This window comes from Paralimibaculum aggregatum (genome assembly GCF_030270585.1).
Classification (GTDB): Bacteria; Pseudomonadota; Alphaproteobacteria; order Rhodobacterales; family Rhodobacteraceae; genus Thermohalobaculum; species Thermohalobaculum aggregatum.
On the sequence record NZ_BSYI01000025.1, the window covers coordinates 23,715 to 48,808 of the forward strand.

25 protein-coding genes are annotated in these 25,094 nt (G+C 71.0%); 13 read left to right on the forward strand and 12 right to left on the reverse strand.

Features of this window, described 5'->3' with window-relative positions; genetic code table 11:
- Positions 1-24 precede the first annotated feature (24 nt).
- Both QSJ97_RS15255 and QSJ97_RS15260 read right to left on the reverse strand, forming a co-directional pair.
- Positions 25-1,401: a flagellar hook protein FlgE gene (locus tag QSJ97_RS15255; RefSeq protein ID WP_285672679.1), complete on the reverse strand. Its 1,377-nt coding sequence runs from the start codon at positions 1,399-1,401 to the stop codon at positions 25-27.
- 60 nt (positions 1,402-1,461) lie between these two features.
- Complete coding sequence (locus tag QSJ97_RS15260; protein WP_285672680.1) at positions 1,462-2,379, reverse strand: flagellar motor protein MotB; 918 nt, start codon at positions 2,377-2,379, stop codon at positions 1,462-1,464.
- 181 nt (positions 2,380-2,560) lie between these two features.
- On the opposite strand from QSJ97_RS15260, the gene QSJ97_RS15265 reads away from it, so the two are divergent.
- The 6 genes from QSJ97_RS15265 to dapE all read left to right on the forward strand — a co-directional run bounded on the left by QSJ97_RS15265 (position 2,561) and on the right by dapE (position 7,987).
- Positions 2,561-3,538, forward strand: coding sequence for a flagellar motor switch protein FliM (locus tag QSJ97_RS15265; RefSeq protein WP_285672681.1), 978 nt, complete (start codon positions 2,561-2,563; stop codon positions 3,536-3,538).
- Between the two features lie 108 nt (positions 3,539-3,646).
- On the forward strand, positions 3,647-4,519 hold the full coding sequence (mepA, locus tag QSJ97_RS15270; protein ID WP_285672683.1) for a penicillin-insensitive murein endopeptidase: 873 nt from the start codon (positions 3,647-3,649) through the stop codon (positions 4,517-4,519).
- The gene (locus QSJ97_RS15275) at positions 4,516-5,475 is read left to right on the forward strand and encodes an esterase-like activity of phytase family protein (protein ID WP_285672685.1); all 960 of its coding nucleotides are present in this window, start codon (positions 4,516-4,518) and stop codon (positions 5,473-5,475) included. The genes mepA and QSJ97_RS15275 overlap by 4 nt, the downstream gene beginning before the upstream one ends.
- Positions 5,476-5,580: 105 nt before the next feature.
- Positions 5,581-6,426: a 2,3,4,5-tetrahydropyridine-2,6-dicarboxylate N-succinyltransferase gene (gene dapD / locus QSJ97_RS15280; RefSeq protein WP_285672687.1), complete on the forward strand. Its 846-nt coding sequence runs from the start codon at positions 5,581-5,583 to the stop codon at positions 6,424-6,426.
- Positions 6,426-6,818: a DUF8846 family protein gene (locus tag QSJ97_RS15285; protein ID WP_285672688.1), complete on the forward strand. Its 393-nt coding sequence runs from the start codon at positions 6,426-6,428 to the stop codon at positions 6,816-6,818. The genes dapD and QSJ97_RS15285 overlap by 1 nt, the downstream gene beginning before the upstream one ends.
- On the forward strand, positions 6,815-7,987 hold the full coding sequence (gene dapE / locus QSJ97_RS15290) for a succinyl-diaminopimelate desuccinylase (protein WP_285672689.1): 1,173 nt from the start codon (positions 6,815-6,817) through the stop codon (positions 7,985-7,987). Before QSJ97_RS15285 ends, dapE begins: the two co-directional genes overlap by 4 nt.
- A gap of 97 nt (positions 7,988-8,084) precedes the next feature.
- Here the strand turns inward: dapE and QSJ97_RS15295 are convergent, their stop codons facing one another.
- The 4 genes from QSJ97_RS15295 to QSJ97_RS15310 all read right to left on the reverse strand — a co-directional run bounded on the left by QSJ97_RS15295 (position 8,085) and on the right by QSJ97_RS15310 (position 13,211).
- On the reverse strand, positions 8,085-8,600 hold the full coding sequence (locus tag QSJ97_RS15295; RefSeq protein WP_285672690.1) for a CarD family transcriptional regulator: 516 nt from the start codon (positions 8,598-8,600) through the stop codon (positions 8,085-8,087).
- Positions 8,601-8,886: 286 nt separating this feature from the next.
- Positions 8,887-9,225 carry a ferredoxin FdxA gene (gene fdxA / locus QSJ97_RS15300; RefSeq protein ID WP_285672691.1) on the reverse strand — a complete coding sequence of 113 codons (339 nt, stop codon included), beginning with the start codon at positions 9,223-9,225 and terminating at the stop codon, positions 8,887-8,889.
- A 149-nt stretch (positions 9,226-9,374) separates the two neighbouring features.
- On the reverse strand, positions 9,375-9,758 hold the full coding sequence (locus QSJ97_RS15305) for an RNA-binding S4 domain-containing protein (protein ID WP_285672692.1): 384 nt from the start codon (positions 9,756-9,758) through the stop codon (positions 9,375-9,377).
- Between the two features lie 3 nt (positions 9,759-9,761).
- Positions 9,762-13,211, reverse strand: coding sequence for a helicase-related protein (locus tag QSJ97_RS15310; RefSeq protein ID WP_285672694.1), 3,450 nt, complete (start codon positions 13,209-13,211; stop codon positions 9,762-9,764).
- 147 nt (positions 13,212-13,358) lie between these two features.
- Here QSJ97_RS15310 and QSJ97_RS15315 point away from each other — a divergent pair, with 147 nt between their 5' ends.
- The 3 genes from QSJ97_RS15315 (at position 13,359) to QSJ97_RS15325 (ending at position 15,084) form a co-directional block, all read left to right on the forward strand.
- Positions 13,359-13,829 (forward strand): DUF922 domain-containing protein, encoded by a 471-nt coding sequence (locus QSJ97_RS15315; RefSeq protein ID WP_285672695.1) that lies wholly within the window; start codon positions 13,359-13,361, stop codon positions 13,827-13,829.
- Positions 13,830-13,921: 92 nt separating this feature from the next.
- A complete protein-coding gene (locus QSJ97_RS15320; RefSeq protein ID WP_285672697.1) occupies positions 13,922-14,422 on the forward strand; it encodes a DUF922 domain-containing protein in 501 nt (166 codons plus the stop codon).
- Between the two features lie 89 nt (positions 14,423-14,511).
- Positions 14,512-15,084 (forward strand): hypothetical protein, encoded by a 573-nt coding sequence (locus QSJ97_RS15325; protein ID WP_285672698.1) that lies wholly within the window; start codon positions 14,512-14,514, stop codon positions 15,082-15,084.
- A gap of 21 nt (positions 15,085-15,105) precedes the next feature.
- Here QSJ97_RS15325 and QSJ97_RS15330 read toward each other — a convergent pair whose 3' ends face one another.
- On the reverse strand, positions 15,106-15,762 hold the full coding sequence (locus QSJ97_RS15330) for a tetratricopeptide repeat protein (protein WP_285672699.1): 657 nt from the start codon (positions 15,760-15,762) through the stop codon (positions 15,106-15,108).
- A 96-nt stretch (positions 15,763-15,858) separates the two neighbouring features.
- On the opposite strand from QSJ97_RS15330, the gene QSJ97_RS15335 reads away from it, so the two are divergent.
- Together QSJ97_RS15335 and QSJ97_RS15340 are read left to right on the forward strand one after the other, a co-directional pair.
- Positions 15,859-16,149: an SCP2 sterol-binding domain-containing protein gene (locus tag QSJ97_RS15335; RefSeq protein WP_285672701.1), complete on the forward strand. Its 291-nt coding sequence runs from the start codon at positions 15,859-15,861 to the stop codon at positions 16,147-16,149.
- The gene (locus QSJ97_RS15340) at positions 16,146-17,096 is read left to right on the forward strand and encodes an alpha/beta fold hydrolase (protein ID WP_285672702.1); all 951 of its coding nucleotides are present in this window, start codon (positions 16,146-16,148) and stop codon (positions 17,094-17,096) included. The genes QSJ97_RS15335 and QSJ97_RS15340 overlap by 4 nt, the downstream gene beginning before the upstream one ends.
- An 85-nt stretch (positions 17,097-17,181) precedes the next feature.
- Here QSJ97_RS15340 and QSJ97_RS15345 read toward each other — a convergent pair whose 3' ends face one another.
- The 3 genes from QSJ97_RS15345 to typA all read right to left on the reverse strand — a co-directional run bounded on the left by QSJ97_RS15345 (position 17,182) and on the right by typA (position 20,699).
- Positions 17,182-18,018, reverse strand: a complete 837-nt coding sequence (locus QSJ97_RS15345; RefSeq protein WP_434220925.1) for an inositol monophosphatase family protein — start codon at positions 18,016-18,018, stop codon at positions 17,182-17,184.
- Between the two features lie 117 nt (positions 18,019-18,135).
- The gene (locus QSJ97_RS15350) at positions 18,136-18,498 is read right to left on the reverse strand and encodes a helix-turn-helix domain-containing protein (protein ID WP_285672703.1); all 363 of its coding nucleotides are present in this window, start codon (positions 18,496-18,498) and stop codon (positions 18,136-18,138) included.
- A gap of 380 nt (positions 18,499-18,878) precedes the next feature.
- Positions 18,879-20,699, reverse strand: a complete 1,821-nt coding sequence (gene typA, locus QSJ97_RS15355) for a translational GTPase TypA (RefSeq protein ID WP_285672704.1) — start codon at positions 20,697-20,699, stop codon at positions 18,879-18,881.
- 305 nt (positions 20,700-21,004) lie between these two features.
- Here typA and QSJ97_RS15360 point away from each other — a divergent pair, with 305 nt between their 5' ends.
- The gene (locus tag QSJ97_RS15360) at positions 21,005-22,075 is read left to right on the forward strand and encodes a Rossmann-fold NAD(P)-binding domain-containing protein (RefSeq protein ID WP_285672706.1); all 1,071 of its coding nucleotides are present in this window, start codon (positions 21,005-21,007) and stop codon (positions 22,073-22,075) included.
- A 25-nt stretch (positions 22,076-22,100) separates the two neighbouring features.
- Here the strand turns inward: QSJ97_RS15360 and QSJ97_RS15365 are convergent, their stop codons facing one another.
- Both QSJ97_RS15365 and QSJ97_RS15370 read right to left on the reverse strand, forming a co-directional pair.
- Positions 22,101-23,039 carry a CorA family divalent cation transporter gene (locus QSJ97_RS15365; RefSeq protein ID WP_285672707.1) on the reverse strand — a complete coding sequence of 313 codons (939 nt, stop codon included), beginning with the start codon at positions 23,037-23,039 and terminating at the stop codon, positions 22,101-22,103.
- A gap of 18 nt (positions 23,040-23,057) precedes the next feature.
- A complete protein-coding gene (locus tag QSJ97_RS15370; protein WP_285672708.1) occupies positions 23,058-23,969 on the reverse strand; it encodes a sugar phosphate isomerase/epimerase family protein in 912 nt (303 codons plus the stop codon).
- A 162-nt stretch (positions 23,970-24,131) separates the two neighbouring features.
- Here QSJ97_RS15370 and QSJ97_RS15375 point away from each other — a divergent pair, with 162 nt between their 5' ends.
- Positions 24,132-25,091 (forward strand): NADPH:quinone oxidoreductase family protein, encoded by a 960-nt coding sequence (locus QSJ97_RS15375; protein ID WP_285672709.1) that lies wholly within the window; start codon positions 24,132-24,134, stop codon positions 25,089-25,091.
- The last annotated feature ends 3 nt before the right edge of the window (positions 25,092-25,094 follow it).

The following is a 25,094-nucleotide window of genomic DNA, read 5'->3' on the forward strand; positions in this document are numbered from 1 at the left end:
CGCTCCCGGTTCTCAGCCCGCGCCTCAGCGCTTGAGGTTGGTGGTTTCCTGCAGCATCTCGTCGACCGTCTGGATCACCGTGGCGTTGGAGGAATAGGCGCGCTGGGTGGCGATCAGGTCGGTCAGCTCGCGGGCGATGTCGACCGTGGACTGCTGCAGCGAGAAGCTCTCGATCGAGCCGACCGGGCCTGTATTGGCATCGTGCAGGAAGACGTTGCCCGATTGCGGCGAGAGCGCGAAGGCCTGGTTGGAGAGCGCGGTCAGGCCGTTCATGTTGGGCACGTCGGCGATCGGGATCTGGTAGAGCGCCACCCGCTGGCCGGTGTCGTAGACCCCGAGCAGCACGCCGCGCTCGTCGACCTCCAGCGAGGAGAGCGTGCCGGCCGGGGCGCCGTCCTTGATGATGTTGGTCGGCGCGAACTCGGCGTCGAGCTGGCTCAGCCCGCCGGCGACCGTGGGCTCGGGCGAGCCGATGAAGATCTCGATCGGCACATCGCCGTCGGAGGCCTGCACGGTGAGATAGCCGGTCAGCGGGTCGAAGGTGGCGGGGCTGTAGCCGGTGGGCTCGCCCGGGGTGCCGGTGAGATCGACCTCGGTGACGCCGCCGGGATTGAGCAGCACGCCGCCCTGGGTGTCGTCGAATGCGAGGTCGAGCGAGGCGATCGGCTCGGCCGGGTCCGGCCCCGCGCTGTCGAAGAAGGCGATGTTCCACTGGTTGGTCGGCGGGTCGCCCGGCGCGGCCGGCAGCACCGGGGTATAGACGATGCTGAGGGTCTTCTCGCGGCCGACGCTGTCGAAATACTGGATCGGGCTCTCGAGCACGGTGGGGGCGCCGGCGGTGTATTCGGTCTCGCGCGCCGGCAGGTTGACGCCGAGCGAGATCTCCGAGGTCTGCTGCGCCGCGGTGAGGAAGGGCGAGACCTGCACCGGCTCGAGGCTGGAGGTGCCGTCGCGCACCACGGCGCCGTCGAGATTGCCGGCCGAATCGGTCGGGAAGCCGAGCAGCGCGAGGCCCGACTGGGTGACCAGATAGCCCACCTCGTTGGTGCGGAAGGAGCCGGTCGGCACCATCATGAAGGGGCGCTCGTTGTCCGGCAGGTCGACCCGGGTCGCATCCGTGACCGGCAGCATGCCGTTGCCCGCCACGGCGAGATCGGTGGAATTCGAGGTCGGCGACAGCGATCCCGAGGTCTCGACATCGCGGAAGGAGATCGAGCGCACGCCGGCGGCGGTGTAGATCGAGGTGCGCGGATCGGCGGTGACCAGCGAGGCGAACTCCACCGTCGCGCGGCGATAGCCCGGGGTCGCCGAATTGGCGATGTTGTCGGAGATCGTGGCGAGCTTGGTGGCATTGACCAGCAGACCGGCCACGCCGGCGTTCAGGGAAGAAGACAGGGACATGGACCGACCTCTCTGCGTGTTATCGTCACCGGAGCGTATCGGGCTGCGGTTAAGGCACGCCTAACGGGGCACGTGGCGCAGCAGGGTGAGCGCGATGCGGCGGTTCTCGGGCGCGTGCGGATCCTCCGAGAGCGGCTCCCGCGCCGCCCGGCCGCTGACCCGCGCGAGCCGCGCCTCGTCGAGCCCCGCGGCCAGCATCAGGCGCCGCGCCGCATTGGCCCGCTCGGTCGAGAGCACCCAGTTGTCCGAACCGGCGCCGGTAAAGGGGCTCGCATCGGTGTGCCCGACGATGGCGATCGGGTTGGTGGTGAGCCCGAGCACGGGCACGATCACCGCCATAAGCTCGGCGAGCTTCGGCGCCGGGGCGGCCGAGCCGCTGGCAAACAGCGGTGCCTGCCCGGTATCGGCGATCTCGATCACCAGGCCCTCCGGCGTCATGCGCACGAGAAAATGCGCGTCGAACCCGCCGCCCGCCGCCGAGACCGCCGCGCGGACCTCCTCGGCGAGCTGCTCGAGGCGGGCCTCCTCGGCGCGGTAGGCGGCCTCGTAGGCTCCCGCCCCGGCATCCGCTCCGGCGGGATCGTGCGGGGCCGAGCCGGAGGTCGCGCGGCCGCCGCGGGCATGCGGGCTCGGATCCGGCAGCGTCCGGTCGATCAGCACGGTTTCGGGGCCGACATCCTCGGCCTGCGGCGGCTTCGAGCCCGACCGGCGCTGCCGCGCCACCACCGAATCACCGTCGAGCACGTTGTTGCCGCCGGCGGAGATCCGCGCCAGCGGGATCGACGGGTCGAAATAGTCGGCGATGCCCTTTCGCTGCTTCTCGGTGGTCGCGTTCAGCAGCCACATCAGCAGGAAGAAGGCCATCATCGCGGTCACGAAATCGGCATAGGCCACCTTCCAGGCGCCGCCGTGATGGCCGTCGCCGCCGCCCTTGACCACCTTCTTCACGATGATCGGCGCCTTCTCGTTCCCGCTCATCCGCCTGCCTCGCTGCCTGTGCCTGCCGCCGGCCCGAACGATCCCGGCGCCGGCGGCCCCGGCCTGAACCACCCGGGTGACCGCATTGCAGGCGAGTGTGGTTAAGGATTTGTGGAGATTGCCCGGCGATGCTGCATCGCGCGGGCCATTGCGGGGCCGCGGCAGGCAGGGAGGAGCGGCGATGGCGGATGGCGGTCCGGCAACGGAGAACGTGCTCGCGCGCAAGGTGCGCGGGCCGAAGATGCGGCTGGCGGGCTTCCCGCCGATGGACGCGCTCTGCCATACCTTCGCCAGCATCGCGGCGACGCGGGTGCGCGCCGAGCTCAGGCCGGGGATCGACGTCTCGGTCTATGGCTTCGAGGTGGCGCGCCACGGCGACTATCTGCGCAACCTCTTCGCGCCCTCGGCGATCTATCTGCTCGGCTTTCCCGGCAAGCTGGGGATGGCCCTGACCAAGGCGCATCCGCGGCTGCTCGGCAAGGTGCTCGACATCTATCTCGGCGGCGACGGCTCCTTCGAGGAGAGCAACTTCCAGCGCTCGCTGACCGCGATCGACCTGTCGATCTATGGCCGCTTCGTCGACATCGTGGCGCGCTGCTTCGACGACGCGGTGCGCGAGCACTGCACCCGCTCGGCGATCGGCGTCGCCAGCCGCACCCGCTTCGAGCAGCAGCCGGGCATGGTGCGCATCGCGCCCGACCAGGCGGAGGTCTTCATCATCAAGCTCAACTTCCACATGAACGAGGACAAGCGCGGCGCCGGGCTGGATTTCGTCGTGCCGGTCTCGGTGCTGGAGAACCTGAAGCGCGACCTGATCGCGGCGCAGGGCGCAGGCTCCGACAGCATGCGCGGCGCCTGGGCCCGGCACATGATGACCGAGGTGATCGAGAGCCGGCTTCCGCTGCGCGCGATCATCCCGGCCGGCACCCACACCGTCGGCCGGCTGGCGCGGCTCACCCATGGCGACCTGCTCGAGCTGCCGGCCCATGCGCTCGGCAAGATCGAGCTGCGGGTCGAGACCGCGGCGGGCCCGACCTGCGTCGCCTGCGGCAAGCTCGGCGCGGTCGACTGGTCGAAGGCCGTCCGGCTCGAGACCGATCCGGACGAAAGCTTCCTCGAGCCGCTGATGCGCCGGCGCGCCGCCCTCGGCGGCGACTAGGCGCGCCTGCCCGCCGCGGCGGCGATCGGCCTGCGGATCGCCCGGAGCCCTTTCGCCGCCGCGCCGGCCGGGGCATACTTCGCGCCGAACCGGGAAGGGGAGAATCCCATGCGGGCAACCATGCGCATCGCCATCCTGCTCGCAGCCGCCCTCGCGGCCCTGGCCGGGCCGGGCAGCGACCGGGCAGGGGCGGCGGAGCGCCCGGCGAAGGAGCTCTTCGGCGCCGAGGCCGCGCCCAGCGGGGACGTGCCGACGCCGCTCGGCTCCTATGCCCGCGGCTGCATCGCCGGCGCCATGCAGCTCGCCGAGACCGCGCCCGGCTGGCAGGCCATGCGGCTCAGCCGCAACCGCAACTGGGGCCACCCCGCAGCCATCGCCTATATCGAGCGCCTGTCGGAGCATGTCCGCCGGATCGGCTGGCCGCGGCTCTATGTCGGCGACATCTCGCAGCCCCGCGGCGGGCCGATGCTGACCGGCCACCGCTCGCACCAGATCGGGCTCGACATCGACATCTGGTTCCGCCGGCCCTCCACCGAACCGCTCAGCCGGCAGAACCGGGAGCGGATCTCCTCGACCCTGCTGGTCGATCGCAAGGCGATGACCACCAACGGCAACTGGACCGACGAGCACCTGCGCATCCTGCGCGCCGCTGCCTCGGACCGGGTGGTGGCGCGGATCTTCGTCCATGCCGCGATCAAGCGCCGGCTCTGCAGCGACGCCACCGGCGACCGCGCCTGGCTCCGCCGGATCCGGCCCTGGTATGGCCATGACAGCCATTTCCACGTGCGCCTCGCCTGCCCGGCGGATGCCGCGGGCTGCACCGACCAGGCGCCGCCGCCGGCGGGGGAGGGCTGCGGCGCGGAGCTCGACTGGTGGTTCTCCGACGAGGCGCTGAACCCCAAGCCGAAGCCGGGCAAGAAGCGCGGGCCGCTGACGCTCGCCGACCTGCCCGCCGCCTGCAAGCGCCTGGTGGCGCCGTGAGCCGCCGCCGCGCCGCCGCCCTGGCGGCCGCGCTGGCCGTTGCCGCGCCGACCGTTGCCGCGCCCGCCGCTGCGGAGGACCTTGCCGCCCATGGCCGGGATTTCCGGCTGACCGCGGAGCCGGTGGCGCTCGGCCCCGGCGATCTCCACGGCCGGGTGCAGCTCGTCGGCGCCTGGAAGCTGCGCGGCCGCGACGCCGCCTTCGGCGGCATCTCCGGGCTGCTGATCGAGGGCGAGCGGTTCCTCGCCGTGACCGACCGGGGCAGCTGGATCACCGCGCGCTTCACGCCGGCGGCCGACGAGATCCTCTCCGGCGCGCGGATCGCGCCGATCCTCGATGCCGAGGGGCGCGCCCTGCCGGCCGAGACCGGCACCGATGCCGAGAGCCTCGCCCGCTCCGGCGAGACGGTCTTCGTCTCCTTCGAGAAGGACCAGCGAATCGCCCGCCATCTCGGCGCCGGCCGGGTGGGCGACGAGATCCGCCCGCCGGGCGCTTCCGAGCTCGACGGCAATGCCGGGCTCGAAGCGCTCACCGCGCTGCCCGACGGCCGGCTGCTGGTGCTGGCGGAGGACCGGCGCAGCGGCGGCTTCCCCTACTGGATCCTCGGGCCGGAGGGCGTCGAGGCCGAGGGCAGGCTGCCGGTGCTCACCAAGCACGACATCACCGCCGCCGCCATCGGGCCGGACGGGATGCTCTACATCGCCCAGCGGCACTACTCCTTCGCCGATGGGGTCTCGCTCCGCCTGCTGCGCTACGGGCTCGACGACGAGGGCCGCCCGCTGCCCGAGAGCGCGACCCGGCTCGCCGCCTTCGACAGCGCCTCGGGCATCGACAACATGGAGGGGCTGGCCCTCACCGAGGGGCCGGAGGGGAGCATCATCCTCTGGCTGATCTCGGACGACAACTTCAACCCGGCGCAACGCACGCTGCTCCTGGCCTTCCGGCTCGACGGCTGAGCCGCGCAGCGGCCCGCGCGCCGGGCCCCGGCCACCCTGGGCCGATTGTCTTCCACCGCCGGGCAGGGTAGCGTCCCCGGCCAGTATTCAAGGGGAACACGCAAGATGAACCGTGACGAGATCGCAAAGGCAGTCGACGCCGCCTGGGAAGAGCGCGACACGCTCAATCCCGGCTCCGGCGGCACCTCGCGCGAGGCGATCGAGATCGCGCTCGAGCAGCTCGACCGTGGCCAGATCCGCGTTGCCGAGCGCCGCGAGGATGGCAGCTGGTTCGTGAACCAGTGGGCCAAGAAGGCGGTGCTGCTCTCCTTCCGCCTGCACGACATGGGGCCGATCTCCGGCGGCCCCGGCGAGGCCGACTGGTGGGACAAGGTGCCCTCCAAGTTTGCCGGCTGGGGCGGCGACCAGTGGCGCGCCGCGGGCTTCCGCGCGGTGCCGACCGCGGTGGTCCGCCGCTCGGCCTATATCGCGCCCGGCGTGGTGCTGATGCCCTCCTTCGTCAATCTCGGCGCCTATGTCGGCGAGGGCACCATGGTCGATACCTGGGCGACGGTGGGCTCCTGCGCGCAGGTCGGCAAGAACGTGCACCTCTCCGGCGGCGTCGGCCTCGGCGGCGTGCTCGAGCCGCTGCAGGCGGGCCCGGTGATCATCGAGGACGGCGCCTTCATCGGCGCGCGCTCCGAGGTGGTCGAGGGCGTGATCGTGCGCGAGGGCGCGGTGCTCGGCATGGGCGTCTATCTCGGTGCCTCGACGCCGATCGTCGACCGCGCCACCGGCGAGATCACCCGCGGCGAGGTGCCGGCCTATTCGGTGGTGCTGCCGGGCACGCTGCCGGGCAAGCCGCTGCCGGACGGCTCGCCGGGGCCGGGGCTCTACTGCGCGGTGATCGTCAAGCGGGTGGATGCCGGCACGCGGGCCAAGACCGCGATCAACGAGCTGCTGCGCGACTGATGGCCAGGAAGGATGGGGCCCGGCCCGCGGCCGAAGCCGGCTTCGGCCAGGTCTTCCTGCTGATGGTGGAGGTCGGCCGCGCGCCGGAGGACGGGCTGCCGCCGGACTGCGACGGTGCGGCGCTGCTCTGCTTCGCCACCGGCACGACCGAGCAGGAGGCGGTGAACGAGACCGTCGCGGTGCTGCGCCAGGCGGAGATGGCGCCGCTCTCGGTCGAGTCGCATGGCAACCTGGCCGAACGGCTGTCCGCGGGGCACCCGCTCTCCGACGAGGACCGGGCGCTGGCCCGGCGGGCGCTGGCCGAGAATGCGGTGATCGTCGCGCAGATCGTGCCCTTCGAGGGCGACGAGGACGACGACGAGGACACGGAAGACGACGAGGACGCGCGATGACCGCCACCGACGAGACCCCGGGCGAGCTCCGGGCCGCCGATCCGGTGGCGCTGACCGCCGAGCTGATCCGCTGCCCCTCGGTGACGCCGGAGGAGGGCGGCGCGCTGGCGCTGCTCGAGGGCCTGCTGGCCCCCGCCGGCTTCGCCTGCCACCGGATCTCGCGCGGCGGGGTGGAGAACCTCTACGCCCGCTGGGGTACGGGCGGGCCGGTCTTCGGCTTCGCCGGGCATACTGACGTGGTGCCGGTCGGCGATGTCGCGGACTGGACCGCCGATCCCTTCGGCGGCATGGAGGCCGACGGCGTTCTCTGGGGCCGCGGCGCGACCGACATGAAATCCGGCGTCGGGGCCTTCGTCGCCGCGGCACTCGACTTCGTCGGCAGCACGCCGCCCGAGGGCTCGGTGGCGCTGCTGATCACCGGCGACGAGGAGGGGCCGGCGGAGCACGGCACCCGCGCGATCCTCGACTGGATGGCGGAGAACGGCGAGCAGCTCGACTTCTGCCTCGTCGGCGAGCCGACCTCGGTGACCCGTCTCGGCGATGTGGTGAAGATCGGCCGGCGCGGCTCCATGACCGCCGAGCTCACGGTCTTCGGCACCCAGGGCCACACCGCCTATCCCGACCGCGCGACCAACCCGCTGCCGGCGCTGGCGGCCGCCTGCCTGCGGCTCGCGCGGACGCCGATCGACCTCGGCAGCACGCATTTCCAGGCCTCGACCCTGGCGCTCACCTCGATCGACACCGGCAACCCGGCGAGCAACGTGATCCCCGCCTCGGCAACGGCGCGGTTCAACATCCGCTTCAACGACCTGCACGAGCCCGAGAGCATCAGGATCTGGGTCGACCAGCAGATCGAGGAGGCGCTGGTCGGCACCGGCTGCAACGCCGAGATCGACTGGACGGTCTCCGGCGAGAGCTTCCTGACCAGCCCGGGCCCGCTGACCGACATCGTGGTGGATGCGATCACCGACCGGCTGCTCGAGCGCCCGGCGCTGACCACCGGCGGCGGCACCTCGGATGCGCGCTTCATCAAGGACCATTGCCCGGTGGTGGAGTTCGGCCTCGTCGGCGACACCATGCACCAGGTCGACGAGCGCGTGCCGGTGGCCGATATCCGCCGCCTGGCGGAGCTCTATGGCGACATCCTGCACCGCTTCTTCGGCCGCTGAGCGCGCCCGGGCGGCATGGGGCCGGGCCGGCATGAAAAACGCCCGCGGGCGGAACCCGCGGGCGTCGATTTCTCGGGCTGGCGCCCAGATCGGGAGATCAGGCAGCCTTGGCGGTGAGCACCGTCTCGACCCGGGCAGCGGCGTCGCCCTCGTCGAGCTCCTCCACCGCCGCGACCTCGCGGGTCAGCCGCTCCAGCGCCGCCTCGTAGAGCTGGCGCTCGGAATAGGACTGCTCCGGCTGGTCCTCGGCACGGTGCAGGTCGCGCACAACCTCGGCGATAGAGATCAGGTCGCCGGAGTTGATCTTCTGCTCATACTCCTGCGCCCGGCGGGACCACATCGCGCGCTTGACCTTGGCGCGGCCCTTCAGGGTCGCCAGGGCCCGCTCGACGATGTCCGGCGAGGCGAGCGAACGCATGCCCGTCGCGGTCGCCTTCGCCGTGGGCACGCGCAGGGTCATCTTGTCCTTCTCGAACGAGATCACGAAAAGCTCGAGACGGGTCCCGGCGACCTCCTGCTCCTCGATCGAGAGGATGCGACCGACGCCATGGGCGGGGTAGACCACATAGTCATTGGGCCGAAACTGCGCGTTGCTCATGTCTTTCTTCGCCATAGTCTCTCCACTCCAGCGGTACTGTCCCCGGTGAGACCGCAAAAAAGCGGGCCTAACGCGCCTTGCGGGCTCGTTCGGTCCTGATTTTCTGCCTTGTCCCCACAAAGCGGCCTCACGCCCGATTCGGGCGCCGTGCCGTTGTTTTTGATGTCTGATACAGTTTTGTAACACATTTCCGGGTTTGGCGCCACCACCAATACCCCAATAGGATGAGGGTCACGCTCACGGAAGCGTGTCCGGCCGCGCCGCGGAAGGAGGAACGGGCAGCCCCCGGAGGGGCCGCGGTTCAGTCGCCCTCGCCGGGCTTCTCGGAGAAATGCTTCTCCAGCTTGCCCTCGACCCCGTCGAACGCCTCCGCCTCGGGCAGCGGGTCCTTCTTGGTGGTGATGTTGGGCCATGCCTCGGACCACTTGAGGTTGAAGCCGACCCAGCTCTCGGTGCCCGGCTCGGTGTCGGGGCGGATCGCGTCGGCCGGGCATTCCGGCTCGCAGACCCCGCAGTCGATGCATTCGTCGGGGTGGATCACCAGCATGTTCTCGCCCTCGTAGAAGCAGTCGACCGGGCAGACCTCCACGCAGTCGGTGTATTTGCACTTGATGCAGTTGTCGGTGACCACATAGGTCATTGGGGTCTCTCCTGACTGGTCGTGCCGGAACTCGGGCCGGGTCGCGGCTGGCCTCGGGCGTGCTGTCGGTCGGGCGGCGGCCGTGGGCCTGGGCCCGGCGAAGCACCGCAGATGGTTCCGGTATGGCTTAAGTATGGGCTTTCTGGGGATCAAGGCCCCTGACGGCGCATCCGCGCGATTTCCCGACGCACCCGGCGGTCCGGCCGGCCGGCCCCGGCTCCGGGATCGGCGGCCGCCACCGTCTCGACCGCGGCCGGTGCCGGCTCGAGATCCTCGTAGAGCGCCTGCGCCTCGGCCGCCGGTCCGCGCCTCGCCCCGATCGCCGCGATGCGGATCACCCTGACCCGCCCGCCCTGCGGGAAGGTCAGCACGTCGCCCGGCGCCACCTGCTGCGCCGGCTTCTCGCAGCGCTGGCTGTTGATCCGCAGGCGCCCGGAGCCGGCGCAGTCCGCCGCCAGCCCGCGGGTCTTGAAGAACCGGGCATGCCAGAGCCACTTGTCGACGCGCAGCCGCGGCGCACCCGGTTCGGCCATGCCTCAGCGGTTCTTGAGCTGCTGCAGGATGGCGAAGGGGCTGTCCGGGTCGACCGGCTTGTCGTCGCGCGGCTTGCCCTGGCCGCGGCCCTGCTGGCGGCCGCCGCCCTCCTGCTCGCGCGGCGGCTTGCCCTTGCCCTTGCCGCCGGGGCCGCCCTGGCGCTCGCGGTTGCCGGGGCCGGCCTCGGCGCCCTGCGCAGCTGGCCGGGACCGGTCGCGCCCGCCGCCATTGCCGCCGCCGCTGCCGCGCTGCTGCTGGCCGCCGCGCGGGCCACGGCGCTGGCCCTCGGGGCGGGCCTCCTGCCCGGCCTCGCCCTCGGCACCCTGCGGGCCGCGGCGTCGCTTGCCGCCGCCGCCGGGGGCGCGGCGGGGGCGGAGGGTGAAGGTGAAGAAGACCTCCTTCTCGGCCGCCGGGGCAACCTCGCCGGAAGCGCTCTCGGTGGTGGCCACTGCGGAGGCCGCTTCCGGTTCCGTCGCCTCCGCCTCAGGGGCCGGGGTCTCGGCTGCCGCCTCTGCCGGGGCCTCGGACCCGGCCGCGGCGGTTTCGGCCGCCGGCTCGGTAGATGCCGCGGCCTCGGGGGCAGGGGTTTCGGCTGCCGCCTCCGCCGGGGCCTCGACCCCGGAGACCGCGGTTTCGGTCGCCGCCTCTGCCTGGGCTTCCGACTCGGGAGTCGCGCTCTCGGTCACCGCCTCTGCCGGGGCTTCTGCCTCGGGCGCAGGGCTTTCGGCTGCCGCCTCAGCCGGGGCTTTGGCCTCGGAGACCGAGGACTCGGATGCCGCCTCGGCCGGAGCTTCGGCCACGGAGGCCGGGGTCCCGGTTGCCGCCTCGGCCGGAGCTTCGGCCTCGGAGGCCGGGGTCTCGATTGCTGCCGCGGCTGCGGGAGCCGCAGTCTCGGTCTGCGCCTCTGCCTCGGCCGCGGTCTCGGCCGCCGCCTCCGACGGTGCTTCGGCTGCCGGGGCGGGGGGCTCGGCGGCCGCTTCCGCCTCGGGCTCGGATGCCGGCGCATCCGCTGCCGGGGCCCCCTTGGCGCCGCCGCCGGCGCGCGACTGGGTGCGCGCGGTCTTCTCGCGCTCGCCGCGCTCGGCCTGGAAGCCGAGGCCGTTCATGATCTCGGCAAACTGCTCCAGGGTGCAGCCGGTGATCGAGAGCATGTCCGGGGTCGCCTCGAAACCTGCCTTGGCGTCGAGCGGGCGGATCATGTCGGCCAGGCGCTCGAGCATGTCGATGCGCACCGCGCGGGCGCCGCAGAGCCGGTAGCCGGCCTTGTCCCAGTAGCCCGGCGGCATGCCCTCGACCTTCGGCACGGTGACATGGCCGGCGGGCGGCGGCGCCGGGATCTCCTCATGGCCCTCGGAAAGGCTCCAGAGCAGCAGGCGCAGCTGCGTCGGCTTCGGCTTCAGCAGCGCCGGCATGAAGATCGTGTGCTGGCCGAAGCGCACCCCGTGCTTGCGCAGCAGCGCACGCTCCTCCTGCGCCAGCGCCTTGATGTCGTCGGCGATCTGGCGGCGCGGGATCACGCCCATGGCCTCGACCATCTGGAACGCGACGCCGCGGGCCAGCCCGGCCACCGTCTCGTCGTCGCGCATCGCCAGCAGCGGCTCGAACTGCGCGGTGATCCGGCGCTGGATCCAGTGCCCTAGGCGGCGCTCGATCTTCTCCTTCACCGTCGGCTCGGCGCTGTCGTCGACGAAGGCCTCGATCTTCGGCGCCAGCAGCTCGTCGCCCCTGACCAGCTTGCCGACGACGTTCTCGTCCCAGACGAAGCCGCCCTGCTCGGTGAGCGAGATCGCGGTGTCCGGCGCGAGATAGAGCCGGTCGGCCCGCCGCGCGAGCTCGCCCTGCAGCGCGCCCATCGAGGCCGAGCGCAGGGTCTTGATCTCGTCCGGGCTGGCGGTTTCGTCGAGGGTGAAGCGGAACCCGTCGATCCGGCCGAGATACTCGCCCTCGACCGAGACCTCGCCCTTGTCGTTCACTTCGGCCACGAGCCGCTCCTTCTGCTTCAGCCGGCGCATCAGGACGCTGGTGCGCCGGTCGACAAATCGCTGTGTCAGCCGCGCATGCAGGGCATCCGACAGCCGATCCTCCACCGCGCGGGTCGTGGCCTGCCATTCCGCGGCATCCTCGACCCAGGCGGCACGGTTGGCCACATAGGTCCAGGTGCGGATATAGGCGAGCCGCTTGGCCAGCGCATCGATGTCGCCCTCCGGACGGTCGATGCGGCGGACCTGCCCCGCGATCCAGTCGGAGGGTATACAACCCGATGGCCCGAGCAGGAACCTGTAAATGCGCCCGACAAGCGCGACATGCTCGGTGCCGGCCACCTTTCGGAAGTCCGGGATCTGGCAGGTGTCCCACAGCAGGCGCACCCGGTCGGGCCGACCGGCCAGCGCGCGGACCTCGCCATCCTCCCAGAGCGCGCGCAGCGTCGCCTGGTCCTCGGCCTCGCGGGCGCGGGCGAGATCGGGGCTCTGCGGCGCCTCGTCGAGGCTGGCCATCAGCCGCGGCACCGAGCCGAAGTCGAGCCGCGAATTGCGCCACATGAGCCGCTGGATCGGCTTGAAACGGTGGTTTTCGATGGCATCGACCACTTCCGGCTCGAGCGGCGCGGCCTCGCCGGTGATGCCGAAGGTGCCGTCGCGCACATGCCGCCCGGCGCGCCCGGCGATCTGCGCGAGCTCGTTGGCCTGCAGCCGGCGCACGCCGCGGCCGTCGAATTTCGAGGTGCCGGCGAAGGCCACGTGGTCGATGTCGAGATTGAGCCCCATGCCGATCGCGTCGGTCGCGACGAGGTAATCCACGTCGCCCTGCTGATATAGCGCGACCTGCGCATTCCGGGTCCGCGGCGAGAGCGCGCCCATCACCACGGCGGCTCCGCCGCGCTGCCGGCGAATCAGTTCGGCGATGGCGTAGACCTGATCGATGGAGAAGGCGACGACCGCCGAGCGCGGCTTCAGCCGGCTGATCTTCTTCGAGCCGGCATAGGTCAGCGTCGAGAACCGCTCGCGCCCCATGAAGCGCGCCTTGGGCACCAGGTTGGCAATCCGCGCCCGCGCCGCGTCGGAGCCGAGGAACAGGGTCTCGAAACGCCCGCGCGCGTTCAGCAGCCGGTCGGTGAAGACATGGCCGCGCTCCGGGTCGGCGCACATCTGCACCTCGTCGATGGCGACGAAATCCACCATCCGGTCGAGCGGCATCGCCTCCACGGTGCAGATGAAATAGCGCGCGGTCTTCGGCAGGATCTTCTCCTCGCCGGTGATCAGCGCCACCGCGCCGGGGCCGCGCAGCCCCACCACCTTGTCGTATACCTCGCGGGCGAGCAGGCGCAGCGGCAGGCCGATCACCCCGTCGGCGCGCGCCAGCATCCGCTCGATGGCGTAGTGGGTCTTGCCGGTATTGGTGGGCCCGAGCACCGCGATGACGCTGCGCTCGGCCTCAGGGATTGGCGCGCCCATGGTCATCCCGGCTGCCTCCCTGCCTGCGTCCGTCCACCCCGGCCCCTTTAGACGCCCGGCCGGGGGGGCATCAAGGGCGGATCGCAGAGTTGCCCTCTGCGACCGGGCAACCTAGCCTTTCCGCTGCAACGGGCACGAGGTGCAGAGATGGACGTGAACCTTCAGGTTCCCAAGCCGACGGTGAAGACCTTCCCGGTGACCGGCAAGACGCGCGACGAGCTGCGCGCCTCGCTCAACAGCAAGCGCTACTGGGCCCGCTATCACCCGCATCCGTCCTTCCAGCAGAAGGAGAAGGACGGCACCGTCCTCGCCGTGCGCATCGTCGCCAAGCCGGTGATCGAGTATCCCGCCTGGAAGGACTATGCCAAGGCCGAGAAGGACCTGAAGAAGGATTGGGACAAGCTCCTCAAGTTCATGAAGAAGCACGAGGAGATGCACCACAAGATCTTCGAGAAGGCGGTGAAGGACTTCGCCAAGCACCTGCAGAAGGCGGAGGATCATACGCCGGAGATGGTGAAGGCGCGGATCCTGGCCTTCTTCGACACGCTCGAGGAGCGGCAGAAGAAGGTGCACGACAAGTTCCCGAAGGGCGACGGGCACAAGATCATTTCGGGCTGAGTGCCGGGCTTCCCGGTTCTCGTCCCGGGCGACCTGTGGCAGGATGAAACCGCGACAGGGGTGGCGACGGGTGGGGCCTGCAGGAGGGTCCGATGAAAGGCGTGCTCAAGCTCTCGAAGCCGTCGGTGAAGGAGTACAAGGTCTCTGGCAAGGTCCTGAAGGACGTGCTGAACGTGCTCAACAAGCGCAAGTGGTGGGGCCGCTACCAGTCCCACGAGAGCGCGGCCTATGCCGCCGATGCCAAGGCCAAGCCCAAGATCGGCACGATCACGGTGACCGCCAAGCCGACCATCGACATGCCGAAATGGTCCGACTACGCCAATGCCGACGACCGCGAGAAGAAAAGCTGGGACGCGATGGTGAAGAACCTCCGCGCCCATGAGGACGAGCATCACAAGATTTTCAAGGAGGCGGCAGAGTATTTCTGCAGCGAGCTGCAATACGACGATCCGATGGAAAAGAAGGACGCGGTGAAGAAGTTCAACACCTTCAAGAAGGATACACAGAAGGAACAGGACAGCTTCGACAAGGGCAAGGATAGCTGCGCAAATATCGAGCTGGTCTATTACGACGACGCGCAACCCAAGAAATGAGCGGGCGGCGGTGAACCGATTTCGCGGTGCCGGGCACCCATTGCACGGCACGGCAGGACCGGCAGCAGCATGGGAAAGGGCAGGCGGCGATGGCAGGCAATCCGTTCGACTATCTCTGGCGCGAGGTGGACGCCTACAGGCAGGTCGGCGAGCGCTGGGTGAACAAGGCGCAGAACGCCCCCAAGGCGACGATGCAGGAGATCCTGCACAAGGCCAATGACGAGCTGAACGGGAAGTATCCCGTGGCGCACGAGTTCATGAAGCGCTCGATCGAGGGCAAGGGCAACATCAACTATGCCCCCGGCAGCCCGGTGGCGCAGGCGATCCTGAAATCGCCGGAGTTCCAGAAGATCATCAAGAAGAAGGGCCAGAGCTTCTGCTTCGGGAAGACCTCGATCAAGTTCCGCTCCGACAACAACCTGAAGCGGTCGATCCATGACGGCACGATCTGGGGCGACCTGACGGTGGACGGCAAGAAGTGGAGCTTCAAGGGCACGCTGACCGACAAGTACGACTTCCGCTATGACCTGCTGCCGAAGACCAAGACGGTGAAGGGCTTCTTCCTGCGCCAGGCCGGCAACGTGGCAAAGGCCTGCACCGATCTCGGGCTGATGAAGGAGTACAAGGTGACCGTGAAGCTCGACGGCAGCGGCAAGTTCTGAGCGCCGGCCGCGGCGGGGCGGTCAGAGCGGGCGGCCCTCGACATCCGGCGCGAGGCGCTCGACCGCCGCCCTGGCGCCCTCGAGATGCGGGTGGATCTCCAGCGCCCGCTTGAACACGCGATAGGCCTCGGCATCGCGGTCGAGCCGGTCGAGGATGATGCCGAGCCCGGCCAGCGCCCCGAAATGCCGCGGCTCGAGCGCCAGGGTGCGCTGGATGTCGGCGACCGAGTGGCCATAGCGCTCCTCGAGGAAATGCACGGTGGCGCGGCGGTTCCAGGCCTCGGCATAATCCGGCGCGAGGCGCACCAGATCGTTCAGGAAGAGCAGCGCCCGGGGATAGTCCTTGGCCTCCATCGCGCGCGTGGCACGGGCGAGCAGGAGCGTCATCGAGGGCGAGGCATTGCGCGCCCAGGTGGCCTGGATCTGCTGCTGCAGCGGCTGCCATTCCCGCTCGCCCGAGGCGGCGAGCGCGGCGAAGAGCGCGTCCAGCGCTGCGGCGCGGTCCTCGATCTCGGGCTCCGGCGGCAGCGCCAGCGGCTCCGGGGTGGCGGGGATGTCGACCGGCGGCTCGGCCTCGGGCGGAACGAGCTCGGGCGCGCGCTGCGCATGCGCGCTGCCCGCCGCAACCGCCAGGGCCACCGCAAGGGCGGCAAAGATGTGGATTCCATCAGCCATCATCCGAGTATATGCAACCCGGATAGACGAAACCAAGCGGTCGCTGCGGATTCGCGGCCGCGGCCCGGTCGCGCGGGCTGCATCTCGAGAGGTAGATCCATGAGTGCCGATTTCGACGCCGCCGTCGAGAAGCTCCGGGGCAGGCTTGCGCAGAACCCGGTCGAGGGAAGCTTCAAGTTCGAGATCGCCGAGGAAGGCGTGATCGTGATTCGCGACGGCGCGGTGAGCACCGAGGACGGTCCGGCCGATGTCACCGTGCGCGCCGACATGGACACCTTCAAGGAGATGTTCGGCGGCGAGCTCTCCCCGGCCGCCGCCTTCATGACCGGCCGCGTGGATGTCGAAGGCGACATGAGCGCGGCGATGCGCCTCTCGACGCTGGTGGAATGACCGATACGGCCTGGGCGTCGCCGGACGGTCCCGGGGCGCCGCGGCCGGAGCAGCTGTTCTGCGTCCGGGCAGCCGACGGCACCGGCCTGCGCGCGGCTCTCTGGGGGGCTGCCGGGCAGGCGCCGCCGCGGGGGCTCGCGCTGGTGCTGCCGGGCCGGGCGGAGTTTCTCGAGAAGGTGGCGCTCGGCGTCGGGCCGCTGATCGCGCGGGGGTTCGCGGTGGCCAGCCTCGACTGGCGCGGGCAGGGCCGCTCCGACCGGCTCGCGGTGCCCCGGGCCAAGGGCCATGTCACCGATTTTCACGACTATGTGCGCGATCTCGAGGCGCTGGTCGCGGCGCCGGAGCTGGCCGGCCTCGGGCCGCCGCGGCTGGTGCTCGGCCATTCCATGGGCGGTCTGATCGCGGTGATGGCGACGGCGGAGGGGCGCATCCGCGTGCCGCTGCTGCTCTCGGCGCCGATGTTCGGGATCGTGGTGGCGCCGGCGGCGCGGCGCTTCGCCGGCGGCCTCGGCTGGCTCGCCGAGCGGGTCGCGCTGGGTGCGCTCTGGCCGCCGGTGCCGGGGGTGCGCCGGCCCTATCCGCTCTCCACCTCCTTCGGCGAGAACCTGCTGACCGGCGACCGCGAGGCATGGGACTGGATGGTGACGGTGCTGCGCCGCGACCCGGCGCTCGGCATTGGCTTCCCGACGCTCGGCTGGCTGCGCGCGGCGGAGCGGGCGATGCTCGGGCTCGGCGGCATGGGTGCGCTGGGCGTGCCGGGGATGGCGTTCTACGGCAGCGCGGAGCAGGTGGTCTCGCCGCAGGCGGTGGAGGCGGTCTCGGCGCGGCTCGGCTTCGGCGCGGTGCGGCTCGAAGGCGCGCGGCACGAGCCGCTGATCGACCTCGCCGAGCACCGTGCGGCGGCCTGGGCGGCGGCGGACCGGTTCTTCGCCGGGGCCGGGATCTGAGCGCGGCCGGCGCCGCGCGATGCGGGCCGGGCGCCCGCTGGCCTCTGCAGCGATGGGCGCGTGCCGCCGGGGGCAGGGGAGCGGTTCAGCCGGCGAGCAGCTCGAGCGCGGCGCGATGCACCCGCGGGTCGCCGGCAGCGATGACGCGCCCGCCCCAGCGCGGATCGCCGCCGTCCCAGTCGGTCACGATGCCCCCCGCCGCTCGGATCAGTGCGGCCGGGGCGGCGATGTCATAGGCGGCGAGGCCGGCCTCGATCACCAGGTCGACCTGCCCGAGGGCGAGCAGCGCATAGGCGTAGCAGTCGATGCCGTAGCGGGTGAGCCGTGCCGCCCGGCTGACCCGGGCGAAGCCGGCTGCCTCCTCGGGCGAGAAGACCTCCGGCGCGGTGGTGAAGAGCGTCGCCTCGGCGAGACCGGGGCAGGCGCGCACGCGCATCGGCCGGCGCTCGGCCCCGCGGCGAAACTCCGCCCGGCCGCCGCCGGCCGCGTTGACGCCGGTGAAGCGCTCGCCGGTAAAGGGCTGATAGACCACCCCGATGCGGCCCGAGGCGCCATCGTCGAGTGCGATCAGCACCCCCCAGGTCGGCAGGCCGGAGATGAAGGCGCGGGTGCCGTCGATCGGGTCGATCACCCAGGTGAGGCCGGAGCGGCTCGGCTTCGGTGCCTCCTCCTCGCCGAACACGCCGTCGAGCGGCCTGGTCTCGTCGAGCAGCGCGCGGATCGCCGCCTCGGAGCCGCGGTCGGCCGCGGTCACCGGGTCGAAGCCGGTGCTGTGCTTGTTGTCGGCGGTGAGCGCTGCGGTGCGGAAATGCGGGAGCGCCGCCGCGCCGCCGGCATCGGCAAGGCGATGGGCAAGCGCCAGCAACTGCTCGAGCGCATCGGCGTCGAGGTGCGGGGCAGCGGGTTCTGGGATCTGGGTCACCGGGGCCGGGCTCCCTGCTCGGGGGTCCCGGTCTCTGTGCCGAAGCGGCGCGCCCCGGTCAAGCCTCGCGGGTCATGCAAGGCGTGCCGGGGCGGCGGTCGGCGGGCCTGCCGGATCTCAGGCGGCCTGGGCGCTCAGCACCTGCGCGAGATCGAAGAGGCTTTTGCGCTGGTGCTCGGGAATCGCGTAGTAGGCGCGCACGAGGTCGAGCGCCTCCTTGTCGGTCATCACGTCGCCCTGCGGGCTGACGACTTCCTCGGCATGGTCGAGGCCCTCGAAGAAGAAAGAGACCGGCACGTCGAGCGCATCGGCGATGTCCCAGAGCCGGGAAGCCGAGACGCGGTTGGCGCCGGTCTCGTATTTCTGGATCTGCTGGAACTTGATCCCGACCTTGTTGGCCAGCTGCTGCTGCGTCATTCCGATCATCCAGCGCCTCTGGCGTACACGCTGCCCGACATGAACATCTACCGGATGGGCCATGCTTTTCCCCTGTACCACTGTGTTTGCAAGGGCCGCGAAGAGCGGACCTTCAGGGGGATGAAGCAAGCGCCGTGCCAATCATTTTGGCGAGGCTTTCCACGTGCTGGAGCAGGTCGCGGGGCAAAACGCAGCCCGGAAGCCTCGGAATTCGTCTGGTTGTAGAGCGGCTGTCAACCAGAGATTGTGCAATTTGCACAACTGTAACGCGCATTTTCGCATTATGCTAACCACAATGCGAATCTTTCAACCCAAGCGTTTTTCATTTCGTTGTCTATCACGCCTTCTGGCCAGGCCAAAGGCGCGGATCGCCAGCCGCGTCATCTGCGGCCGGGCCGCACCGGCGCAAGCGCGCCGGCGGGGGAGGCACGGCTCGGCCCGGCTCAGGCGGTCGCCTTGCGGGCCTCGCGCTTGCGCTCGTGCGGGTCGAGATGGCGCTTGCGCAGGCGGATGGATTTCGGCGTCACCTCGACCAGCTCGTCATCGTCGATATAGGCGATGGCCTCCTCGAGGCTGAACCGCGCCGGGGTGGTCAGCTTCACCGCGTCGTCCTTGCCGGCGGCGCGGATGTTGGTGAGCTGCTTGCCCTTGAGCGGGTTGACCTCGAGATCGTTGTCGCGGCTGTGCTCGCCGATGATCATGCCCTGATAGACCTTCTCGCCGCCGCCGATGAAGAGCCGGCCGCGATCCTCGAGGTTGAACAGGGCGTAGGGCACCGACTCGCCGGCATCCATCGCGATCAGCACGCCGCGCTGGCGCCCCGGGATCGACCCCTTGAACGGCGCCCAGCTGTGGAACACGCGGTTGAGCACGCCGGTGCCACGGGTGTCGGTGAGGAACTCGCCATGATAGCCGATCAGCCCGCGCGAGGGCACATGGGCGACGATCCGGGTCTTGCCGGCGCCGGCCGCGCGCATCTCCGCGAGCTCGCCCTTGCGGGTGGAGAGCTTCTCGACCACGGTGCCGGCATATTCCTCGTCGACATCCACCGTGACCTCCTCGATCGGCTCGAGGCGCTGGTCGTTCTCCGAGCGGAACACCACCCGCGGGCGCGAGATCGAGAGCTCGAAGCCCTCGCGGCGCATGTTCTCGATCAGCACGCCCATCTGCAGCTCGCCCCGGCCGGAGACCTCGAAGGCCTCGCCGCCCGGGGTGTCCTCGACGCGGATCGCGACGTTGGATTCCGCCTCGCGCATCAGCCGCTCGCGGATCACGCGGGATTGCACTTTCTTGCCGTCCTGCCCGGCCAGCGGCGAATCGTTGATGCCGAAGGTGACGGTGATGGTCGGCGGGTCGATCGGCTGCGCCGGGATCGCGGTCTCCACCGCCGGGTCGCAGATCGTGTCGGCCACGGTGGCCTTCGCCATGCCGGCCAGGGCCACGATGTCGCCGGCCTCGGCGCGCTCGATCGGCTGGCGGGCGAGGCCGCGGAAGGCCAGAACCTTGGAGACGCGGAAACGCTCGATCTCCTTGCCGTCGCGCGACAGCGCCTTGACCGTGGCGCCGGCGGCAAGGCTGCCCTGCTCGATCCGGCCGGTCAGCAGGCGGCCGAGGAAGGGGTCGGCCTCGAGCGTGGTGGCAAGCATGGTGAAGGGCGCATCGGCCTTCGCCACCTGCTCCGGCGGCGGCACATGGGCGACCACCAGATCGAAGAGCGGGCGCAGGCTGTCGCGCGGGCCGTCGAGCTCGGTATCGGCCCAGCCGGACCGGCCGCTGGCATAGAGCACGGGGAAGTCGAGCTGCTCCTCGTCGGCACCGAGATTGGCGAAGAGGTCGAACACCTCGTCGAGCGCGCGGTCGGGCTCGGCATCGGGCTTGTCGACCTTGTTGAGCACCACGATCGGGCGCAGCCCGAGCGCCAGCGCCTTGGAGGTGACGAACTTGGTCTGCGGCATCGGGCCCTCGGCGGCGTCGACCAGCAGCACCACGCCGTCCACCATCGACAGGATGCGCTCGACCTCGCCGCCGAAATCGGCATGGCCGGGGGTGTCGACGATGTTGATCCGGGTCTCGCCCCAGTTCACCGAGGTCGACTTGGCGAGGATGGTGATCCCGCGCTCGCGCTCGAGATCGTTGCTGTCGAGGGCGCGCTCGGCGATGGCCTGACCCTCGCGGAAGGAGCCGGACTGCTTGAGCAGGGCGTCGACGAGGGTGGTCTTGCCATGATCGACATGGGCGATGATGGCGATGTTGCGCAGATCCATGGGAGGTCCTCGGCGAGCATTGGTAAACGGGGTTGGCCCGCATATGGCCGGAATTGTGCGCTGCGGCAAGGTCTATTCCGCAAGGGACGCATGAAGCCGTCCTATCTGGCGCTGCTGTGTGACTTTTCCCGCAAAGCTGCACCGCAATATTCGATGATGCGAGCAACAGGGGCGCAACAATATTGCTTCCATTCTGCGAAAAATCCTTTGTTCGCGGAAACTTAGCGGTCGAAAACCCGGGTGGTCCGACCCATAACCCGTCAGGAGAGATTTCCGGTTGCCAATTCCATCCTGTGGAGGACCCCATGACCGCCAAGAAGACCGTCCTGATCCTCGGTGCTTCCTACGGCACGCTGCTTGCCACCAAGCTCGCGCTCGCCGGGCATGACGCGACTCTCGTCTGCCTGCCGGCGGAGGCGGAGGCGATCAATGCCGGCGGCACGCGGGTGCGCATCCCCGTCCGCGGCCGCGAGGGCAAGATCGAGGTTGCCAGCAGCGCGCTGCCCGGGCGCATCGCCGCCACCACCCCCGATGCCGCCGACCCGGCGGCGTTCGACCTCGTGGCCCTCGCCATGCAGGAGCCGCAATACCGCGCGCCGGAGATCCGGGCGCTGCTCGGCCGGGTGGAGGCCGCCGGCAAGCCGATGATGTCGATCATGAACATGCCGCCCTTGCCCTATCTGGCGCGGCTGCCGGGCGTCGATGTCGCGACGATCCGCAATGCCAGCGCCGATGCCAGCGTCTGGGGCGGGATCTCGCCGAGCCGCATGACGCTGGCCAGCCCCGACCCGCAGGCCTTCCGCCCGGACCCGCAGGACCCGACCCTGCTCGAGGTGAGCCTGCCGACGAACTTCAAGGTCGCGGCCTTCGAGGACCCGGCGCATACCGCGATCCTCGAGGCGCTGGCGGCGGATATCGAGGCGGCGCGCTTCGAGCACGAGGGCGAGGCGATCGCGCTGCCGGTCAAGCTGAAGGTCCATGCGAGCCTCTATGTGCCGCTGGCGAAATGGGCGATGCTGCTCACCGGCAACTACCGCTGCGTGCAGGACGATACGGTGATCCCGATCCGCGAGGCGGTGCATGCCGATCCGGCGGCCTCGCGCGAGGTCTACGAGTGGGTCTGCCGGCTCTGCGTCGAGATGGGGGCGGCGCCGGAGGACATGGTGCCCTTCGAGAAATACGCCAATGCCGCGCAGGGGCTGGCCAAGCCGTCCTCGGCGGCGCGGGCGCTGGCCGCCGGCGCCCCGGCGATCGAGCGGGTGGACGCCCTGGTTCAGGCGCTTGGCCGCGCGCGGGGGATGTCGCATCCCTCGGTGGACCGCACGGTGGCGCGGGTCGATGCCTGGCTGGAGCGCAACCGCGCCAAGGCCGGCTGAGGGGCGGAAGCGCCGGTCCGGCGGCTCAGCGCAGCATCCGGACCGCGAGCCAGATCGCCAGCCCCATCACCCCCAGCAGCAGCACGCAGAAGGCGGCGAAGGCCCAGGGTGCCTCGGCATAGGGGATGCCGGCGAGGTTGACCCCGAGCAGCCCGGTGAGCGCGGTGATCGGCAGGAACACCACCGAGACGGCCGAGAGCGTCAGCATCACCCGGCTGGTGCGTTCGGTCACCGCCATGCTGGCCTCCTCCGCCACCAGCTGGGCGCGGGCGCGCACCGCCTCGAGATCCTGCGCGATGCGCTGGAAGGCCGCCGCCTCGGAGCGCAGCCGCCGCCTCGAGCCGAGCCAGCCGGGCTTGAGCCCGGCCAGTGTCTCCAGCGCATGGGCCTGGGGCGCGATGTAGCGGGTGAGCTGGATCGCGTCCTGCCGGGCGTCGATCAGCAGCGCGCGCTCGTCCTTGCCGAGCTCGGCGCCGACCCGCAGCAGCCGGCGCTCCAGCCCGTCGATGTCGCGCTCGAGGCCGTCGAGCACCGGCTCCACATCGGCGCGCAGCAGCTCGACCAGGCGGGTGACGAAGGCGCCGGGCGTCGCCGGCGGCTCGCCGCGGCGGAACGCCTCGATCATCCGGTCGATCTGGCGCAGGCGGCGGAACTCGAGCGAGAGCACGCGCTGCTCGCTGATCACCAGGCGGAGCGAGATCATGTCCTCGGGCTCGGCGCCCTCGAGCTGGTTGATGCCGCGCAGGATGAGCAGCGTGCTGCCCTCGACCGTCAGCACCCGGGGCAGGGTGTCGCGCTCCAGCAGCGCATCGGCGATCTCCTCGGCGAGGCCGATCTCGTCGCGCAGCACGCCCTCGGTGCGGGCGGAGAAGCAGAGATGGGTCCAGCGCCAGCGCGCGCCATCGGCGCCGGCCTCGACATCGACGACCGGCCGGCCCCAGTCTTCCGCGATCTCGACCACCATCGGCGCGCCGCCGCGGGCTCAGGCGGCAGCGCCGGCCGCGACCGCGGCCTCGGCGGCCTGCCCGACCCAGGCGCGGGTCCAGCCGACCGCATCGGCGGCCTGGTCGCGGTGGCGGGTGGTCAGCTCCAGGTTGGCGACCGCCGGGCCGCCATAGGGCAGCCGGGCGAGGCGCTCCCAGGGCAGGCTGCCGCGCCCGGGCGGCAGGTGCAGATCGCCGATGCCGAAGAGGATCGCCTCGGAGCGCGAATAGGGGCTGAAGCTGCGCGGCAGGGCGAAGCTGTCATGCACGTGCAGATGCGCGGCCAGCGGCGCCAGCTCCTCGAGCTCCTCCATCGGGTCGAAGCCGCGCTCGGCGGCGTTGAGGAAGACATGGCTGAAATCGATCGTCGCGCGGATGTTCGGATGGTCCACCGCGCGGATCTGCCGGGCCAGCTCGGCGGGCGAGGCGGTCCATTCCTCGAGCCGGCCGAACAGGGTCTCGACGCAGAACACCACGCCATGCGCCTGCGCCACCGGGGCGATCTCGGCCAGCGCCTCGCGCTCGATCGCCAGGAGGTCCTCGCGCTGCTCCACCGAGCAGACCGGCAGCAGCCCCGCATGATGCACCTGGGCGGTGGCGCCGAGGCTGCCCGAGACCTCGAGGCAGGCGGCGGCGGCGGCCTTCTGCAGCGCCAGATGCGTGCGGTCGGTGAAGCTCGAGAGGATCGGCCCGTGCACGGTGTAGCCGAAGGGCCGGTCGGCGCAGATCCGGCGCAGCTCCTTCAGCCGGTCGCCATAGATCTGGCAGCCGCCGATCACCTCGAAATTCGAGAGCGAGAGCTCGACCGCATCGACCCCCAGCTGCTCGAACCAGTCGAGCGCCGGACCGAGCTCGCGGAGCGTCAGGGCGTAATCCGCCGTGCTGAGCCCCACACCGGTAATCGCCGCCATCGCTGCCTCCAAAGCCTGAAAATCCCGCGGGCAACCTGCGGCAAAGCCGGCCCCGGCGCAAGGGCGCGCGGCGGCGATCCGGGGCGGGCAGGGGGCCGGGCGCTTGCGCCGCCGGCGCCGGATCGGCTAGCCGGGAGAGCGGTTGGCGAGAGGAGGCCGGACATGCTGGCGATGCGGGTGCAGGAACTGGGCGGAGCGCTGGTGGCGGAGGAGGTCGCGGCGCCGGAGCCCGGCCCCGGCGAGGCGCTGGTCCGGGTGGCCGCGGCGGGGGTGAACTTCGCCGACACGCTGATGGTGCAGGGCCGGTATCAGGAGCGCCCGGAGCCGCCCTTCGCGCCGGGGCTCGAGGTCGCCGGCGAGGTGATCGCCCTCGGCGCGGGGGCGGCGGGCCCGGCGCCGGGCACGCGGGTCGCCGCGGTCTGCGGCCATGGCGGCTTTGCCGAGCAGGTCTGCGTGCCGGCCTCGGCCTGCGTCGCGCTGCCCGATGCGATGGAGATGGCCGAGGCGGCGGCGCTGCAGGTTGCCTATGGCACCGCGCATCTGGCGCTCGGCCGGCGGGCCCGGCTGCAGCCCGGCGAGCGGCTGCTGGTGCTCGGCGCGGCGGGCGGCGTGGGGCTGACGGCGGTGGAGATCGGCCGGCTGATGGGAGCGGAGGTGATCGCGGTCGCCCGCGGGGCTGACCGGCTGGCCCGTGCCGAGGCCGCCGGCGCGCGGCATCTCCTCGACAGCGACACCGCGGATATCCGCGCCGAGGTCAAGGCGCTCGGCGGGGCGGATGTGGTCTTCGACCCGGTCGGCGGCGAGCTCTGGGTGGCGGCGCTCCGGGCCTGCAACCCGGAGGCGCGGCTGCTGCCCATCGGCTTTGCGAGCGGCGAGGTGCCGCAGATTCCGGCCAATATCCTGCTGGTGAAGAACCTCACGGTGATCGGGCTCTACTGGGGGGCCTACTACCGTTTTGCGCCCGAGGTGATGGGGGAGAGCCTGCGCCAGCTCATCGCCTGGCACGGCGAGGGGCGGATCCGCCCGCATATCTCGCACCGGCTCCCGCTCGCCGAGGCCAACGAGGCGCTGCGCCTGCTGCGCGACCGCGAGGCGACCGGCAAGGTGGTGCTGACCGTCTGAGCC

Bases quoted from the DNA above. Each gene is read 5' to 3' on its own strand.
- QSJ97_RS15255 (WP_285672679.1), bottom strand. From the start codon at position 1,401: ATGTCCCTGTCTTCTTCCCTGAACGCCGGCGTGGCCGGTCTGCTGGTC.
- QSJ97_RS15260 (WP_285672680.1), bottom strand. From the start codon at position 2,379: ATGAGCGGGAACGAGAAGGCGCCGATCATCGTGAAGAAGGTGGTCAAG.
- QSJ97_RS15265 (WP_285672681.1), top strand. From the start codon at position 2,561: ATGGCGGATGGCGGTCCGGCAACGGAGAACGTGCTCGCGCGCAAGGTG.
- mepA (WP_285672683.1), top strand. From the start codon at position 3,647: ATGCGGGCAACCATGCGCATCGCCATCCTGCTCGCAGCCGCCCTCGCG.
- dapD (WP_285672687.1), top strand. From the start codon at position 5,581: ATGAACCGTGACGAGATCGCAAAGGCAGTCGACGCCGCCTGGGAAGAG.
- QSJ97_RS15285 (WP_285672688.1), top strand. From the start codon at position 6,426: ATGGCCAGGAAGGATGGGGCCCGGCCCGCGGCCGAAGCCGGCTTCGGC.
- dapE (WP_285672689.1), top strand. From the start codon at position 6,815: ATGACCGCCACCGACGAGACCCCGGGCGAGCTCCGGGCCGCCGATCCG.
- QSJ97_RS15295 (WP_285672690.1), bottom strand. From the start codon at position 8,600: ATGGCGAAGAAAGACATGAGCAACGCGCAGTTTCGGCCCAATGACTAT.
- fdxA (WP_285672691.1), bottom strand. From the start codon at position 9,225: ATGACCTATGTGGTCACCGACAACTGCATCAAGTGCAAATACACCGAC.
- QSJ97_RS15305 (WP_285672692.1), bottom strand. From the start codon at position 9,758: ATGGCCGAACCGGGTGCGCCGCGGCTGCGCGTCGACAAGTGGCTCTGG.
- QSJ97_RS15310 (WP_285672694.1), bottom strand. From the start codon at position 13,211: ATGGGCGCGCCAATCCCTGAGGCCGAGCGCAGCGTCATCGCGGTGCTC.
- QSJ97_RS15315 (WP_285672695.1), top strand. From the start codon at position 13,359: ATGGACGTGAACCTTCAGGTTCCCAAGCCGACGGTGAAGACCTTCCCG.
- QSJ97_RS15320 (WP_285672697.1), top strand. From the start codon at position 13,922: ATGAAAGGCGTGCTCAAGCTCTCGAAGCCGTCGGTGAAGGAGTACAAG.
- QSJ97_RS15325 (WP_285672698.1), top strand. From the start codon at position 14,512: ATGGCAGGCAATCCGTTCGACTATCTCTGGCGCGAGGTGGACGCCTAC.
- QSJ97_RS15330 (WP_285672699.1), bottom strand. From the start codon at position 15,762: ATGATGGCTGATGGAATCCACATCTTTGCCGCCCTTGCGGTGGCCCTG.
- QSJ97_RS15335 (WP_285672701.1), top strand. From the start codon at position 15,859: ATGAGTGCCGATTTCGACGCCGCCGTCGAGAAGCTCCGGGGCAGGCTT.
- QSJ97_RS15340 (WP_285672702.1), top strand. From the start codon at position 16,146: ATGACCGATACGGCCTGGGCGTCGCCGGACGGTCCCGGGGCGCCGCGG.
- QSJ97_RS15350 (WP_285672703.1), bottom strand. From the start codon at position 18,498: ATGGCCCATCCGGTAGATGTTCATGTCGGGCAGCGTGTACGCCAGAGG.
- typA (WP_285672704.1), bottom strand. From the start codon at position 20,699: ATGGATCTGCGCAACATCGCCATCATCGCCCATGTCGATCATGGCAAG.
- QSJ97_RS15360 (WP_285672706.1), top strand. From the start codon at position 21,005: ATGACCGCCAAGAAGACCGTCCTGATCCTCGGTGCTTCCTACGGCACG.
- QSJ97_RS15365 (WP_285672707.1), bottom strand. From the start codon at position 23,039: ATGGTGGTCGAGATCGCGGAAGACTGGGGCCGGCCGGTCGTCGATGTC.
- QSJ97_RS15370 (WP_285672708.1), bottom strand. From the start codon at position 23,969: ATGGCGGCGATTACCGGTGTGGGGCTCAGCACGGCGGATTACGCCCTG.
- QSJ97_RS15375 (WP_285672709.1), top strand. From the start codon at position 24,132: ATGCTGGCGATGCGGGTGCAGGAACTGGGCGGAGCGCTGGTGGCGGAG.